Below are 14,381 nucleotides of genomic sequence, written 5' to 3' on the forward strand. Positions count from 1 at the left end.
GATCCGTCAGCTGAATTTTTTCAGTTGACTGTCTGGCAGTACCCGCATGATCAACTGCATGGCTGCCCAAGGCCAGGACGGCGTATAGCTGACCGGTTTTTCTTTTTCAATGGCTTTCACTAACGCTTGGCAGCCGGTGTCAAGGTCGACGATGAAGGGCACTTTTTTTACTTTCTCATTCAGTTCCGTGCGGATGAAGCCCGGGTGGATGCAGGATACTTTTATTGGCGTGTTCATCACATCGATACGGATCCCTTCGGTTAAGGTCGTTAAGCCCGCTTTTGTTGCCGCGTAAACGTTCAGCGCGCGGCGAAAACCCCGTACCGCAGACACCGAGGAAATCGTCACCAGGTGCCCATCGTTCTGGGCGCGCAAAATCTCCATGGCCGCTTCGCACTGAGCGATGGCGGCGACAAAATTGGTCATGGCCGTTTGCAGGTTGGCATGAAAATAACCGGTGCCTAATGAGGCCCCTTTGCCCATGCCTGCATTCACGATGATGCGATCGAGCGTACCGAACTCATTTTTAAAGGCTTTGAACACAGCGAAAACGTCATCGTGATTGTTCACATCGAGGGCTTTTACGCTGACCCGAATACTGGGATGAGCTTGCTGAAGTATCGCTTTCAATTCTTCCAGCTTGTCTACGCGTCGGGCACACAGTGCCAGGTTGTGGCCGCGAAGCGCAAATTCTTTTGCCATGCCCAGGCCGAGACCGGAACTGGCACCTGTGATCAGAATGGTTTTTCTCATGTTGATGACTCACTTATAGGTAATGTTTTTCTTATAGGTCGCGTTATCCAGATGCGCGTATTCATTCACTGTGGAAACCTGAATCGTGTTGTGTCGTACAAGCAATTTGCTGATACCGGTGTTTACCAAGGACCAGTTCAATCGCATGCTCTGCTCCGCAGATAGGTGCCATTGCTGCCCGATCAGTGCCGAAATTACACCGCCAGAGGTAAACACCAAGGCGGTCTTGTGAGTACGCTCAAGGGTTGCGTTCAGCGCCAGGGTTACCCGTTGGTTAAATGCGGACCAGCTTTCGCTGTAGTGCTGTTCATTCGCCGGGTTAATCCAGTCTTTTATGGCGTGTTGAAACAGCTTAAACAGGTCGTCATCCGTGAGTGACTTGGAGGGCTGAATCCATGCCGGGTTGGCGGATCGCGCTCTTTTTATCAGCGCTTGGTGATCAAACTCATTCCAACGTGGATCGATAATTAGTTCCGCTTGTGTTCGTTCAAGCCAGGGGGTAGCGGTCTGTTGATGCCGCTGCAATGAACCACTTATCACTGTGTCAAACGACAGCCCCTTTGCAACCAGATAGTCGGCCAACCAATGACTTTGCTCGATGCCCAGCGGTGACAACTGGTCGTAATTCGCTTGTCCGAAGCTGGCTTGTCCGTGGCGGACCAGATAAATCACTTTCATGGCGCTTGCCTTATCGCTTTCCGGCAACGCCACAACAGGTAATGCACAAAAATCCAGAAATTTTTAAAGGCCGGGTTGCGTGTTTGTTTGTGGTGATAGCGGTAGTAAATCTGTTGCGCGATACCCGCGAGCCGGTACAAACCGAACACTTCGTAAAACCGAAAGTCAATGTTCGGTAAGCCTCGCGCCTGACAGTAATAATCAATGACCTGGCGTCGGGTCATCATGCCGGGTAAATGGGTGGGTTGTCGTCGGGTGGACTGCGCCAGAAAATCATCGTCAGCCTGAACCCAATAGGCGAGGGTATTGCCCAAGTCCAATAACGGGTCGCCTAAGGTCGCCAGCTCCCAGTCGAGCACCCCGAGGATTTCACTGGGTTGCTCGGGATTTAACACCAGGTTGTCGAAGCGGAAATCGTTGTGCGTCAGACAGATGGTTTCCTGCGCCGGTTTATTCTGCACGAGCCAATCAGCCACAAACTTACCTGAGGGCACATTCCAGGTTCGGGCTTGGTTATAGCGTTGCGTCCAGCCGGTAATTTGGCGGTCTATGTAGCCTTCACCTTTTGCCAGCGTTGACAAGCCTGCCTGGTGTATGTCGACACTGTGTAATTGCGCGAGGGTATCAATCATGTTCTGGCATAACTGTAATACCTCGGATTCACTCATCATCACGGAACGCGGCATATTTTTGCGTGGAATCATGCCCGTTAATTTTTCCATGACATAAAAGTCGGTGCCGATAATCGTTGCGTCCTGACACAGCGCGAGCATTTCCGGCACCAAGGCGAAGACGGGTTTCAACGCCTGCTGCAGGTGATATTCCCGCGCCATATCATGCGCCCCTTTCGCTTTTTTCCCCTTTGGTGCCCGGCGCAGAATAAGCTCTCGGTCGGGGTAGGTCAGGCAATAAGTCCAGTTGGAAGCACCACCGGCGTATTGACTGACGGCAGGTTGACCCGTCAGTCCCGGTATTTGCATTTTCAACCAGCTATCGACTGCGTTGATGTCCAGTTCCTCGCCCTGGCGCACCGGTTTTGCGGAGTCGACGTTATTGTGCCCGGTCATATCCGTATCCTTTGCGCGTGAACCGTTCGGTACGTTTGGTCATGATCCTAAAATACAAACTGGGCAGCCAACGCTTGAGTCTTAGTGCATTCCGACCTTCCCGGTGCGTCACAATCAGGAAGCGATTTTGGGCTACTGCGTCAAAGACCGCGACGGCGACCTGTTCTGCCGACACGTTGCCGGTTTGTACCAGTTTGGTCACAACATCCTGCATGGCTTTCTGCTCTTCATGCAAGGAAGTATGTAAGTTCGTACTCACGAAAGCTGGGCACAAAACACTCACGCCAACGCCGAAAGGGGCCAGCTCCAATTTCAGGGTTTCACTGAGGGCGATTACTGCGGCCTTGGTGGCATTATAGGACCCCATCAACGGCATCGATGTAAGACCCGCTTGAGAGGCTACGTTCACAATATGCCCAGATTGTCGTTTTCTGAAATCGTCGACATAAGCTTTGGTCACCCGAACGGTTCCCAGCAGATTGATGTCGAGGACCCATTGCCAGGCACTGATGGATTCGTCTGAAAAAGTTCCGGCCGTTGGCACGCCAGCACTGTTGATCAGAATGTCGACGGGCGGTAACTGAGCATCGGTAAACTGTTTCAGTTGCGTGACTTGTTCGTCACTGGTGACGTCACACTGAAAAAAGAACGCCTTACCGCCTGCGTTCTCTACGGCGGCAATGGCCGCACTCTTGTTGTCGTCAGCTCGGTCAACCAAGCATAAGGTTGCGCCGGTTTTGGCCCATTGAACGGCCATGGCCAAACCCAGACCGGATGCGCCTCCGGTGATCACCACAGTTTTCATGAGCGCGTCTCCTTCGGCAGATGCTTGGCGATTTCCAGGCGAGCGACCATATGCAGATGAACTTCGTCCGGTCCATCGGCCAAGCGCAGCATGCGCGCGGCTGCTGCATAAGACGCCAATGGGAAGTCGTCGGACACACCGGCACCACCGTGTAGTTGAATCGCCATGTCAGCGACCTGTTGCAACATGTTGGGGACCGCCACTTTAATGGCTGATATCTCGGTCATGGCTTGTTTGACTCCGACCGTGTCGATCTTCCAGGCTGCATTCAGGGTTAATAAACGCGCCTGATCGATCATGATACGGGCTTGCGCGATTTTTTCGGCATTGCCCCCAAGTTTCACCAGGGGTTTGCCAAAGGCAACCCGTTTCAAGCCCCGCTGAACGGCTAATTCCAACGCGCGTTCGGCGGCGCCAATGGCGCGCATGCAATGGTGAATACGGCCTGGACCCAATCGCCCTTGAGCAATGGCAAAACCTTTGCCCAGATCCCAGATCAGGTTGTCGCGCGGAACGCGTACCTGGTTGAATTCAATTTCACCGTGACCGTAAGGCGCATCATAATCACCGCTGGCGGTAAGCATGCGTTTGATCTCAATGCCGGGTGTATCGAGAGGCACCAATACCATGGAATGTTGCTCATGTTTGACAGCTTCCGGGTTGGACAGCCCCATGAAAATCGCGACTTTCGCGTTCGGGTGCCCCAGTCCGGTGGTCCACCATTTGCGACCATTGAGGACAAGTTCGTTGCCGTCCTGGGTGATGGTGGCCTGCATATTGGTGGCATCACTGGAGGCTACGTCGGGTTCAGTCATACAGAAGACCGAACGGATGTCGCCGGCGAGCAGCGGGGTCAGCCAGTTTTTTTTCTGGGCTTCGGAACCAAAGTGATACAACACCTCCATGTTTCCCGTATCGGGTGCGTTGCAATTGAATATTTCTGGTGCAAACAGAACTCGACCTGTCTCTTCAGCCAATGGTGCGTAATCGGTACAGCTAAGGCCCTGCCCAAGTTCAGAATCTGGCAAGAAAAGATTCCACAAACCCTGCTGTCTGGCCTTTTGTTTCAGAGCCTCTACTTCCGGTAGCAGGGACCAGGATTGCCAATCGCCTGTTGGGTTCAGCGCCCGGTTCTTATCAATGATCGTGCGTTCCATGGGCATGACGTCGTCGGCCATAAACCGCTTCAGACGGGTCAGATAATCCTGACACTGGCTGCTGTGTGAGAAGTCCATAATGTGTCCTTAATATTTTTATTAGCAATATGGTCGTTTACAGCAGTGTAGAGAAACTTTTATGATGAATGAAATGAAAGGTATTTAACTACATTGATGAATGAGGTTCATTTTTGGCGACGCTGAAGCAAATCACTCAACTGGATTTCAATTTATTGAAGGTTCTGGAAGCCTTATATCAGAACCAGAATATGACGCGGGCGGCCGAGCAGCTGAATATCACTCCCTCGGCCGTCAGCCACGCGGTTAAACGATTGCGCGAAGTACTGGACGATCCGTTGTTTGAACGTCGGGGTCATCAGATGCTGCCTACGCCGGTCTGTCGGCGGGTGGTGCCGGACGTATTGGCACTGTTGAGTCAGTTGCGAATGACATTGCAGAGTTTCGGCGATTTCGATCCAGCGTCGGTTAATCAGCATTTGCGACTGGCGATTCACGAAGCCATCGAACCGTTGTTTTTGCCGGAAATTTTAGCGCTGTTTTCTGAAACGGCACCGCAACTGCGGTTCGACAGTGTGGTGTTGGATCGCGATGTGCTGACGATGCAGTTGGAATCCGGTGAAGTTGATTTTGCTATCGACGTGGCACGGCCTCTGAGCTTTCCTATTCAACATGCGCGGCTGGTCACTTCTGAGTTTTGTTTGCTGGTGAGTGAGCGATTCTATGGTGACGACCGGATTTCGACCAAGCAGTATGGTTTAGGGCAACACATAACCGTGTCGAATAGACCCACCGGGAAGGTATTGGAAGACATCGCTTTTGCTCAGTTGGGCTTCAATCGCGATGTTCAGGTGCGCTGTCAGAATTACCGGACTGCCGTCGAAATATTGTTGCAGCAACCATTCTTGTTGACTCTGCCGCGCTCCATTGCGTCTGCCTATTTGCGGTCTGAACTGAAAGTTTTGGAATTACCCTTTAAGGTTCCCGTGGTTGAAACTCATCTTTACTGGCACGCGCAAAATCAATCTGATGGGTTGTTGAACTGGGTTGGGGAAGGCCTGTTACAGCACTTCAATACGATTTAAACGTCTGACGTCTTAAAGCAATATGCAACAGCCACAAAAAAGCCCCGTTAAGGGGCTTTTATGAATTGAGTTACTGGTGGTGCGTACTGTAGAGAAGTCCAGCTGACGCGTTCACCTTCACCGTAAAACGAATACTAAAACCCCATTGAGAGGTTTTAGTTCATTTTACGGAAAACCCGCGTTTTACCCACATTTTGAGTCGCCGCAGTTCAAGCAGGTCAGGCAACCGTCCATAACAATAGCGGCTTTGGTGCTGCATTTTTTACAGACCTGGGCATCGGGTGGGAAATCGCCATTGTCTGTTTCCGCCGCCGGCGTACTGTTTTTCGCTTCGTATTCGGCGCGTTTGTCAGCAATCAGTTTTTTCTGGTGTTCATCCAGTGAATCGTCCGCGATCATGCCGATCATCTTCAGGTGACGTTCAACCACTTCACCGATCTCAGCCACCAAAGATGGCATGAACTTGCCGCCTTTTTTGAAGTAGCCACCTTGAGGGTCAAAGACCGCGCTCAACTCGTCAACAATAAAGGTGATATCCCCACCTTTACGGAACACTGCGGATATCAACAGCGTTAACGCAACAACCCACTGATAGTGCTCCATGTTTTTCGAGTTAATGAATATCTCGAAAGGGCGGCGCTGTTCGTGTTCGGTGCCTTCATTGAGCAACATATCGTTGATGGTCACGTACATGGCGTGTTCCGACATCGGCGTCTTGATTTTATAGGTAGAGCCAATCAGCATTTCAGGACGTTGCACGGATTCGTGCATCTGAACAATACTGCTTTTCTCTTTTTCAGCTTTTTCGCTGGCTTGTTTCTCTTTGGAGACCACTTCGTAGCCAACGATTTTTTTCTCAATTTTTTTCATTGCAGTCATCCTTAAAACTTCCCGTAATAGCCTTCTTTTAATGCATCAAACAGGTTAGCCGCCGTGTGCGTTTCGCCATCGTATTCGATCATTTCGTTACCCTTCGCTTCCAAGACGGTGCCGTCCTCTAAATTGAAGCGATAGGTGGTATTTTCAAGGTCTTGTTCTTTCACAAGAACACCCTGGAAGGCTTCCGGATTAAAGCGGAAGGTTGTACAGCCTTTCAAGCCTTGCTCGTAAGCGTACAGGTAAATATCTTTAAAGTTATCGAACGGGTAGTCGGTCGGTACGTTGGCCGTTTTCGAAATGGATGAGTCGATCCATTTCTGAGAGGCCGCTTGAATATCAACATGTTCTTTGGGCGCAATACCTTCTGAAGACACGAAGTAATCCGGCAGGGCGGCGTCGGCTTCCTGACTGTAAGGCATCGCTTTTTCATTAACCAGCTTGCGGTAAGCCAGTAACTCAAAGGAAAAGACGTCGACCTTTTCTTTGGTCTTGCGACCTTCACGAATAACGTTACGTGAATAGTGGTGTGCAAAGCTTGGCTCAATACCGTTACTGGCATTGTTAGCGATTGACAGACTGATGGTGCCGGTCGGGGCAATCGATGAATGGTGGGTAAAGCGGGCGCCGGTTTGTGCCAGTTCATTAACCAGTTCAGGCGCTACCGTGGCCATTTGTTGCATGTAACGGCTGTATTTTGCGTGCAGAATTCGGCCCGCTAACTTGTCACCGACCTGATAGCCATCGCTGAGTAACTCTGGACGTTGACGGACCATTTCATGGGTGATTTCAAACTCTTCATCCATAATTGGGGCTGCGCCTTTTTCTTTCGACAATTCAAGCGACATTTCCCAGCCAGCCAGTGCCATGGTCTTGGTAATTTCTTCAGTAAAGGCAACCGATTGTTCGTCACCGTACTTCATGCGCAGCATGGTAATGGTGGAGCCGAGACCCAGATAACCCATACCGTGACGACGTTTACGTACGATTTCCTGGCGCTGACCTTCCAGGGGCAGGCCGTTGATTTCAACGACGTTATCCAGCATTCGGGTGAATATTTTCACCACTTCGCGGTATTTGTCCCAGTTAAATTTGGCGTTTTCAGTGAAGGGCTCTTCCACGAAACGCGTGAGGTTAACGGAACCCAGAAGGCAACTGCCGTAAGGCGGTAACGGCTGTTCACCGCAAGGGTTGGTAGCGCGGATCGTTTCACAGAACCAGTTGTTGTTGTACTCGTTGACCTTGTCTATCAGGATGAAGCCAGGCTCGGCAAAATCGTATGTCGACGTCATGATCACGTTCCACAGATTTCGAGCCTTTATGATTCGGTAAACACGGCAAGCGACCTGACCTTCGTCGTTTTGCAGGTAGTCTTTCTTAACGTGCCAATCTTTCCAGATAACCTGTTCCGGATTGTTCACATCCAGTCCATCACGTTTAACTTCCGCTTCAGACACTGGGAACACTAAAGGCCAGTCGGTGTCGTTTTTCACGGCTTCCATAAATTCGGTGGTGATGAGCAGTGACAGGTTAAATTGTCGTAACCGTCCGTCTTCACGCTTAGCACGGATGAAGTCGATAACATCCGGATGGCTGACATCAAACGTCGCCATTTGCGCGCCGCGACGACCGCCAGCACTGGATACGGTGAAACACATTTTGTCGTAGATATCCATAAACGACAAAGGACCAGAAGTGTAGGCACCCGCGCCAGATACGAACGCGTTGCGTGGACGTAATGTGGAAAATTCGTAGCCTATACCGCAGCCGGCTTTTAAGGTCAGACCCGCTTCATGAACCTTTTCCAGAATGCCGTCCATAGAGTCTTCAATTGTGCCAGACACGGTACAGTTGATCGTCGACGTTGCCGGCTTATGCTCTAACGCTCCGGCATTAGACACAATACGACCGGCTGGGATGGCGCCATTTTCAAGCGCCCAGAGAAATTTTGCGTTCCATTCTTCCTGCTTCTTCTTGCCTTTTTCAACAGAAGAAAGTGCATAAGCAACCCGGGCAAAGGTTTCCGTCATATCGCCGTCAACCGGATTACCCTGGCTGTCTTTAAGGCGATACTTCGCATCCCAAATGTCAACCGATGCGGGTTGGTGGTCAATGCTGATGCAGTTGTCACGTTCCAGTTGTGTGTTTCCTGTCATGGCTGAAAGGTCCTATCAATAAAATGGTTTAAAAAAGGGGCTTCAATACTTGAGCGGAAGCGTAATTTCTTCTTGTTTACCCTGCGTATAAAAAATGCCACAGATTGAGGCCGGAACAGCTCGGATCTGGTGCAGATTTGACCACAGGATATTGTGTCTCGCTTTCGCTCAGGCACTACCTATAGTGTCGAGGCGGATTCTAAAGCACAATTTGTAGTGGTGGAAGTGAATTTTCTTAGTTGGGGATGTTGACATTTCTTGAGCCTGTCAACCATGCCGGTTACGCTCAAATATATTTTTGAAAGGCCGATTTTCACGTGATTTTTCGATCATCATTAGACAATGAAGGCCCGCAAATGGGGCTCGCGTTCAGGCGATGTCGCTCTCTACTCGGTTCCGGCCTTTTTGCTTGGCACTGTATAAAGCGGCATCCGCTCGTTCGAACAGCATTTGCGGTGATTCGACCCGACTGACGGACAGTTCCGCGATGCCGAAGCTGGCGGTCAGGTAGATGTCAGGATGTTGGCCCGTGACAGGATGGCGGGGCAATCCGTCGCAGATTTCCTGTACGACCCGGGTAGCCATATCCAGGTTGGTATCGGTTAACAGGATGACAAATTCTTCACCGCCATATCTGGCGATCAGGTCCCTCTTGCGTAAATTGAGGCCGCGCAGGTAAGACGCCGCAAACACCAGACATTCGTCCCCCACGGTATGTCCGTATTTGTCGTTAATGGCTTTGAAATGGTCGAGATCCATCATCACCAACGACAACGGCTGGCCGCTCTGACGTGCCAGTTGGAAATGATGTTCGAATCGGCTGTCCAGCGATTGCCGGTTATAGAGACCGGTCAGATGGTCCGTTTCAGACAGTAATTTGACTTCCTGATGCTTCAATTCGAGGGAATCGGCTTTTTCTTCCAGCAACGTATTGCGCTTTTGCAGTTCGACCGTCTGCCGGTCGACTTCATTCTGCAAGTTGGTGGTCAGGTGCTCAGCGGTATCCAGTGCGACAATAAAACGGGACGCCTGGATCTGAGTCTGAATAAACATAAATAAGAAAAATGCGTATTCCGCTATGTAGAACGAGTATTGAGCAGACCGGGATGCATAGACATCATTCAAGATGGCCGCAATCAAGGGTAGGAAGCTGAACAGAAATGCTCGAGCGTTGGGCAACCGTAAAATCAAACCGCGGAAAATAAAGACCAGGCAAAATGAGGCAAAAAATGCCAGCGAATACTGATAGAAGCCAAGGTAGGCGGTCATTGTTGTGAGTGAGATGTTAAAGGTGACTAAGCCTAGCAGAAACAGGAAGACGTACCCCAAACTAGGGAGATAGCGCAACGCCGGAAACGGAAAGAAGGCACTGAGCATGTGCAGACCCGCAACAGCAGGCCAGACGATTAACAGATATTCAAAGCGAAGGGAGAAGTGGTGGAAATCGACCATTGGCACGAAAAAGTCAACGTAGCCTGAGGCAAATGCGGCTCTCAGCAAGCCGGTGAACGCAAAGATGGCCAGTAACAGAAGTGTGCGTTCTTTGGGCCGTTGGGCAAAAAACACCAGATTCTGGGTAATGATGTAAATGCCTATGCCGAGAATAAAAGCCCGACTGGCCAGATCTGCTATCGCTGTTTTGTAAACGTCGGCGTACTCGGCAATGGTAATGTCGCTGTACAAACCCGTTCGTACTGAATAGTAGGCTGATACATAAAACACCAGATAGCCTTCGCGGCTATTGTTCGGCAGAGAGAGCAGGTAATTCCTATTATTGAATTCCTGCTGGGTTTTGGTGGTTGCGATCCGGCCGGAACGGCCTAAAAATATGGCCTGCCCCGAGGTATCGACCCACCAGGCTTCCCAAGCTTCGCTGATATCACCAACATCGACTGTCGGGCGCAGAAACACGTCCGGTAAATTCTTGATCTTAATGAAATAGGTCATGATGCCAGTATTGTTACTGGCGTTGCTGTTCGCGACAGGCAGATCGGCCAGGTAATTCGGCAACGTGATGATTTGCGCTTGGTGATGTCCAGCCGCAATGTCATCGGTCGGTAACCATTGGCCCCAGACAAAGTTCCATTGACCACTTAAGCTGAGCTCACCCTGTTGCGTACTCAGGTTTGCGTCTATTTCTACTGGCGATTGTGCATCCGCTATCGTAGAGAACAGCAATGCCATGGCGACCGTGACGGCCAGACTGGGCAATAGTTGTAAGCTCAAGGAACACCTGAATTCTTGTTTTGGCTGTTTGTGTAGTGTGCAGTATAGCAATTTAAACAGTGTTTCCACTATAGCCGGGTGGGATTGGCGGTATTTCTCGAAGAAAAGGGGCATTTCTGCCCCGATACATGATGATCAGCCTTTGAGTTTCGACTGAATGATCTGATTGACCTGACCTGGGTTAGCCTGACCTTTGGAAATTTTCATGACTTGACCCACAAAAAAGCCCATCAGCTTGTCTTTACCCGCTTTCATTTCTTCAAACTGATCCAGATTGGCGGCAATGACTTCATCGACCATTGCTTCAATGGCGCCGGTGTCTGTTACCTGCTTCAGACCTTTGGCTTCTATGATCTGGTCTGGCGTTCCTTCACCGTCGGTCATCGCCTGGAAGACCGTTTTGGCGATTTTTCCGGAGATGGTGTTGTCTTTAATGCGCGCGATCAACTGTCCCAGGTTTTCAGGGGTGATGGGGTTGGCTTCTATCTCAAGGTTGTTTTGATTCAGGTATTTGGAAAATTCGCCCATGCACCAGTTGGCCGCTAACTTCGCATCGCCGCCGGATTTGGCGACACCTTCAAAGAAGTCGGCCATGGCTTGGCTGGCAGACAGCACATTGGCGTCGTAGTCAGTCAAGTCGTAGTCGCGGATGAAGCGGCTGACTTTTGCGTCCGGAAGTTCAGGTAAGGTGTCTCGAATCGCGTCAATATAGGATTCATCGATGACAACGGGCAACAAATCCGGGCAAGGGAAATACCGGTAGTCATTGGCTTCCTCTTTGCTGCGCATTGAACGAGCCGTTTTGGTGTCACCGTTGTACAGTCGCGTTTCTTGAATAATGGAGCCGCCATCTTCGAGGATGTCAATCTGGCGTTCAACTTCCAGATGAATGGCTTCTTCCATGAACTTGAATGAATTCAGGTTCTTAGTTTCTGTACGGGTCCCTAATGTTTCGGAACCTTTAGGGCGTACAGACACGTTAACGTCGAAACGCATGGAGCCCTGTGACATTTCGCCATCGCAGATGCCGATCGCAGTCACAATGGTGTGTAGTTTTTTGGCAAATGCGACTGCCTCTGCTGCACTTCGGATATCTGGTTCGGTGACGATTTCGATCAACGGGGTGCCTGCCCGGTTCAAGTCAATTCCACTCATGCCATGGAAATCTTCGTGCAGTGATTTGCCCGCGTCTTCTTCAAGATGGGCGTGATGGATTCGCACCCGCTTGCTTTCACCATTATCCAATAAAACGTCGACATGGCCGCGGCCAACGATGGGGGCTTCCAATTGAGTTGTTTGGTACCCCTTTGGTAAGTCCGGATAGAAGTAGTTCTTACGTTCAAAGAAAGACTGCTTGCCAATCTCAGCATCAATCGCCAAGCCAAAGGCCACCGCTTTCGCCAGCGCTTGTTCGTTAAACACAGGCAGGATGCCGGGCAAAGCCAAGTCAACGGCATTCGCTTGCGTGTTGGGCTCGGCCCCAAAAGCAGTGCTCGAACCGGAAAAAATTTTGGTTCGAGTGGAAAGCTGAACATGGATTTCCAACCCGATAACTGTTTCCCATTGCATATCAGATCTCCTTAAGCGTTCGGCTTTTTGGTGTGCCAATCAGTGGCAGTCTGGAATTGATGACCAATATTCAGCAGTTTCGCTTCGCTGAAATAATTGCCGATTACCTGTAACCCTACAGGCAGTCCATCGTGGAAGCCGCAAGGCAATGACATGCCTGGTAAGCCGGCAAGGTTCACCGACAGGGTATAAATATCCTCAAGATACATCGCTACCGGGTCCTGATTTTTGGCGCCAATGTTCCAGGCCGTCGACGGTGTCGTTGGTCCCATAATGACATCAACGTCGGCTAATGCCGTGACGAAGTCTTGCTTGATCATACGTCGCAACTGTTGCGCTTTGCGGTAATAGGCGTCGTAGTATCCTGCGGACAGGGCGTAAGTGCCGACCATAATGCGTCGCTTAACTTCGGTGCCGAACCCTTCTGAGCGGGTTCGGGTGTACATATCTTCAAGATCCTTCGGGTCTTCGCAGCGGTAGCCGTAACGCACACCGTCGAAGCGGGACAGGTTTGTCGACGCTTCGGCCGGGGCAATGATGTAGTACGCCGGAATGGAGAGCTCAGTGCGCGGCAGCGAAATTTCTTTCACTGTTGCTCCGAGCTTTTCAAACTGTTTTACGGCGTCGATGACCGCGTTGCGGATGCCATCGGACAAGCCGGAACCGAAATATTCTTTGGGCAGGCCAATTTTCAGACCGGTCAAAGGGGCGTTGAGTTGCGCTGTGTAGTCTTCTACCGGCTTATCCATAGAGGTCGAATCTTTCGGATCGAAGCCGGCAATGGTGTTCAGGATTAAGGCAGCGTCCTCAGCGGTTTGTGCCATTGGGCCGCCCTGATCCAGTGACGAACCGTAAGCGATCATCCCCCAGCGGGATACCCGGCCATAGGTCGGTTTCAGACCTGTGATGCCGCAAAACGCCGCCGGTTGGCGAATCGAACCGCCGGTATCCGTACCTAGGGCAACGGGCGCCATTCCAGCGGCAACAGCCACAGCAGAACCCCCAGAAGAGCCGCCGGGTACTGTATCGAGGTTCCATGGATTGCGTGTCGGACCATAAAAGCTGCTTTCTGTAGAAGAGCCCATGGCAAATTCATCTAGATTGGTTTTCCCCAGGCTGACCATGCCGGCGTCACTGAGTTTCTGAGTCGCCGTCGATTCATAAGGTGCGATGAAGTTATCTAACATTTTTGAACCGCAACTGGTCTTAACACCCTGTGTGCAGAAAATGTCTTTGATCGCAATCGGTACGCCGGTCAGAACCTCCGCTTTGCCGGCAGCGCGGCGTTCATCCGCGGTTTTGGCAGCGGCCAGAGCATGCTCATCCGTCACTGTAATGAATGCGTTGTATTTGGCATCTTCTGATTTGATTTTGGCCAGATAGTCCTGTGTCAGTTCGGTACTGGAAAATTCACCGCTGGCCAGGCCATCCGCCAGCTGTTTAATAGTCTTATTCAACATAAAAACGCCTTATTCGATAACCTTGGGAACCAGAAACAGGCCTTTTTCGGCCAAGGGAGCGTTTGCCTGAAGGGCTTCGCGATTGTTTTCTTCGGTCACAACATCGGCGCGCAAGCGTTGTGATGCATCGAGCGGGTTAGCCAGCGGTTCCACATCAGTCGTGTCCACGGCCTGCAATTGATCGACGAGATCCAGAATACTGGACAGACTGGAAAGGTAATCAGCCATTTCAGACTCGTCCACTTTCAGACGGGCCAAACGTGCCACTGTTTCAACCTGAGAGCGATCTAAGCTCATGGTCGGTTATCTCCTTGCTTCAAAAATGAATACAGAGCTCTAGTTGAACGGCAAGCGCCGGGCAACTGTATGAATGCTCGCATAAGATGTTGGTTTGTAAATGCCGGACGGGCGTGAATTGATTGAAAAGCACCCAATTCCCGGAAAAACCGTGATTGGGTCATACGTTATCACATTTACACCTTGCTCAAAAACCCCGCCGTTGATACATTGCGGGGCTGTTTACTAGTCTGT

Annotated in this window: 12 protein-coding genes; 1 reads left to right on the plus strand and 11 read right to left on the minus strand. The window is 50.8% G+C overall.

Going from position 1 to position 14,381, the window contains the following annotated elements:
• Nucleotides 1-6: 6 nt before the first annotated feature.
• Genes IYN85_RS02970 through IYN85_RS02990 form a run of 5 tightly spaced genes read right to left on the minus strand, consistent with a single transcriptional unit; the run spans nt 7 to nt 4,538 of the window.
• Nucleotides 7-753, minus strand: coding sequence for an SDR family oxidoreductase (locus tag IYN85_RS02970; protein ID WP_196157346.1), 747 nt, complete (start codon nt 751-753; stop codon nt 7-9).
• A gap of 9 nt (nt 754-762) precedes the next feature.
• Nucleotides 763-1,431: a histidine phosphatase family protein gene (locus IYN85_RS02975; protein WP_196157347.1), complete on the minus strand. Its 669-nt coding sequence runs from the start codon at nt 1,429-1,431 to the stop codon at nt 763-765.
• The gene (locus IYN85_RS02980) at nt 1,428-2,498 is read right to left on the minus strand and encodes a phosphotransferase family protein (protein ID WP_196157348.1); all 1,071 of its coding nucleotides are present in this window, start codon (nt 2,496-2,498) and stop codon (nt 1,428-1,430) included. Before IYN85_RS02980 ends, IYN85_RS02975 begins: the two co-directional genes overlap by 4 nt.
• The gene (locus IYN85_RS02985) at nt 2,482-3,303 is read right to left on the minus strand and encodes an SDR family oxidoreductase (RefSeq protein WP_196157349.1); all 822 of its coding nucleotides are present in this window, start codon (nt 3,301-3,303) and stop codon (nt 2,482-2,484) included. The genes IYN85_RS02980 and IYN85_RS02985 overlap by 17 nt, the downstream gene beginning before the upstream one ends.
• The gene (locus tag IYN85_RS02990; RefSeq protein ID WP_196157350.1) at nt 3,300-4,538 is read right to left on the minus strand and encodes an acyl-CoA dehydrogenase family protein; all 1,239 of its coding nucleotides are present in this window, start codon (nt 4,536-4,538) and stop codon (nt 3,300-3,302) included. The genes IYN85_RS02985 and IYN85_RS02990 overlap by 4 nt, the downstream gene beginning before the upstream one ends.
• Before the next feature lie 113 nt (nt 4,539-4,651).
• Between IYN85_RS02990 and IYN85_RS02995 the strand changes: the two genes are divergently transcribed.
• The gene (locus IYN85_RS02995; RefSeq protein ID WP_196157351.1) at nt 4,652-5,563 is read left to right on the plus strand and encodes a LysR family transcriptional regulator; all 912 of its coding nucleotides are present in this window, start codon (nt 4,652-4,654) and stop codon (nt 5,561-5,563) included.
• A gap of 183 nt (nt 5,564-5,746) precedes the next feature.
• On the opposite strand, the gene IYN85_RS03000 is transcribed toward IYN85_RS02995, so the two are convergent.
• The 6 genes from IYN85_RS03000 to gatC all read right to left on the minus strand — a co-directional run bounded on the left by IYN85_RS03000 (nt 5,747) and on the right by gatC (nt 14,147).
• Nucleotides 5,747-6,433 carry an NrdJb gene (locus IYN85_RS03000; RefSeq protein WP_196157352.1) on the minus strand — a complete coding sequence of 229 codons (687 nt, stop codon included), beginning with the start codon at nt 6,431-6,433 and terminating at the stop codon, nt 5,747-5,749.
• 11 nt (nt 6,434-6,444) lie between these two features.
• Entirely contained in the window at nt 6,445-8,595 is a 2,151-nt protein-coding gene (locus IYN85_RS03005; protein ID WP_196157353.1) for an adenosylcobalamin-dependent ribonucleoside-diphosphate reductase, read from the minus strand.
• 369 nt (nt 8,596-8,964) lie between these two features.
• Nucleotides 8,965-10,821, minus strand: a complete 1,857-nt coding sequence (locus IYN85_RS03010) for a diguanylate cyclase (RefSeq protein WP_196157354.1) — start codon at nt 10,819-10,821, stop codon at nt 8,965-8,967.
• Between the two features lie 135 nt (nt 10,822-10,956).
• The gene (gatB, locus tag IYN85_RS03015) at nt 10,957-12,390 is read right to left on the minus strand and encodes an Asp-tRNA(Asn)/Glu-tRNA(Gln) amidotransferase subunit GatB (protein WP_196157355.1); all 1,434 of its coding nucleotides are present in this window, start codon (nt 12,388-12,390) and stop codon (nt 10,957-10,959) included.
• 11 nt (nt 12,391-12,401) lie between these two features.
• Nucleotides 12,402-13,850, minus strand: coding sequence for an Asp-tRNA(Asn)/Glu-tRNA(Gln) amidotransferase subunit GatA (gene gatA / locus IYN85_RS03020; protein ID WP_196157356.1), 1,449 nt, complete (start codon nt 13,848-13,850; stop codon nt 12,402-12,404).
• Nucleotides 13,851-13,859: 9 nt separating this feature from the next.
• Nucleotides 13,860-14,147 carry an Asp-tRNA(Asn)/Glu-tRNA(Gln) amidotransferase subunit GatC gene (gene gatC, locus IYN85_RS03025; RefSeq protein ID WP_196157357.1) on the minus strand — a complete coding sequence of 96 codons (288 nt, stop codon included), beginning with the start codon at nt 14,145-14,147 and terminating at the stop codon, nt 13,860-13,862.
• Nucleotides 14,148-14,381: the final 234 nt, after the last annotated feature.

Origin of the sequence: Reinekea sp. G2M2-21 (genome assembly GCF_015687175.1) — a bacterium.
GTDB lineage: Bacteria > Pseudomonadota > Gammaproteobacteria > Pseudomonadales > Natronospirillaceae > Reinekea.

What these genes read in the sequence shown, in the direction of transcription:
- IYN85_RS02975 (WP_196157347.1), bottom strand. Translation starts at nt 1,431, where the DNA reads ATGAAAGTGATTTATCTGGTCCGCCACGGACAAGCCAGCTTCGGACAA.
- IYN85_RS02980 (WP_196157348.1), bottom strand. Translation starts at nt 2,498, where the DNA reads ATGACCGGGCACAATAACGTCGACTCCGCAAAACCGGTGCGCCAGGGC.
- IYN85_RS03005 (WP_196157353.1), bottom strand. Translation starts at nt 8,595, where the DNA reads ATGACAGGAAACACACAACTGGAACGTGACAACTGCATCAGCATTGAC.
- IYN85_RS03000 (WP_196157352.1), bottom strand. Translation starts at nt 6,433, where the DNA reads ATGAAAAAAATTGAGAAAAAAATCGTTGGCTACGAAGTGGTCTCCAAA.
- gatC (WP_196157357.1), bottom strand. Translation starts at nt 14,147, where the DNA reads ATGAGCTTAGATCGCTCTCAGGTTGAAACAGTGGCACGTTTGGCCCGT.
- IYN85_RS02990 (WP_196157350.1), bottom strand. Translation starts at nt 4,538, where the DNA reads ATGGACTTCTCACACAGCAGCCAGTGTCAGGATTATCTGACCCGTCTG.
- gatB (WP_196157355.1), bottom strand. Translation starts at nt 12,390, where the DNA reads ATGCAATGGGAAACAGTTATCGGGTTGGAAATCCATGTTCAGCTTTCC.
- IYN85_RS02985 (WP_196157349.1), bottom strand. Translation starts at nt 3,303, where the DNA reads ATGAAAACTGTGGTGATCACCGGAGGCGCATCCGGTCTGGGTTTGGCC.
- gatA (WP_196157356.1), bottom strand. Translation starts at nt 13,850, where the DNA reads ATGTTGAATAAGACTATTAAACAGCTGGCGGATGGCCTGGCCAGCGGT.
- IYN85_RS02970 (WP_196157346.1), bottom strand. Translation starts at nt 753, where the DNA reads ATGAGAAAAACCATTCTGATCACAGGTGCCAGTTCCGGTCTCGGCCTG.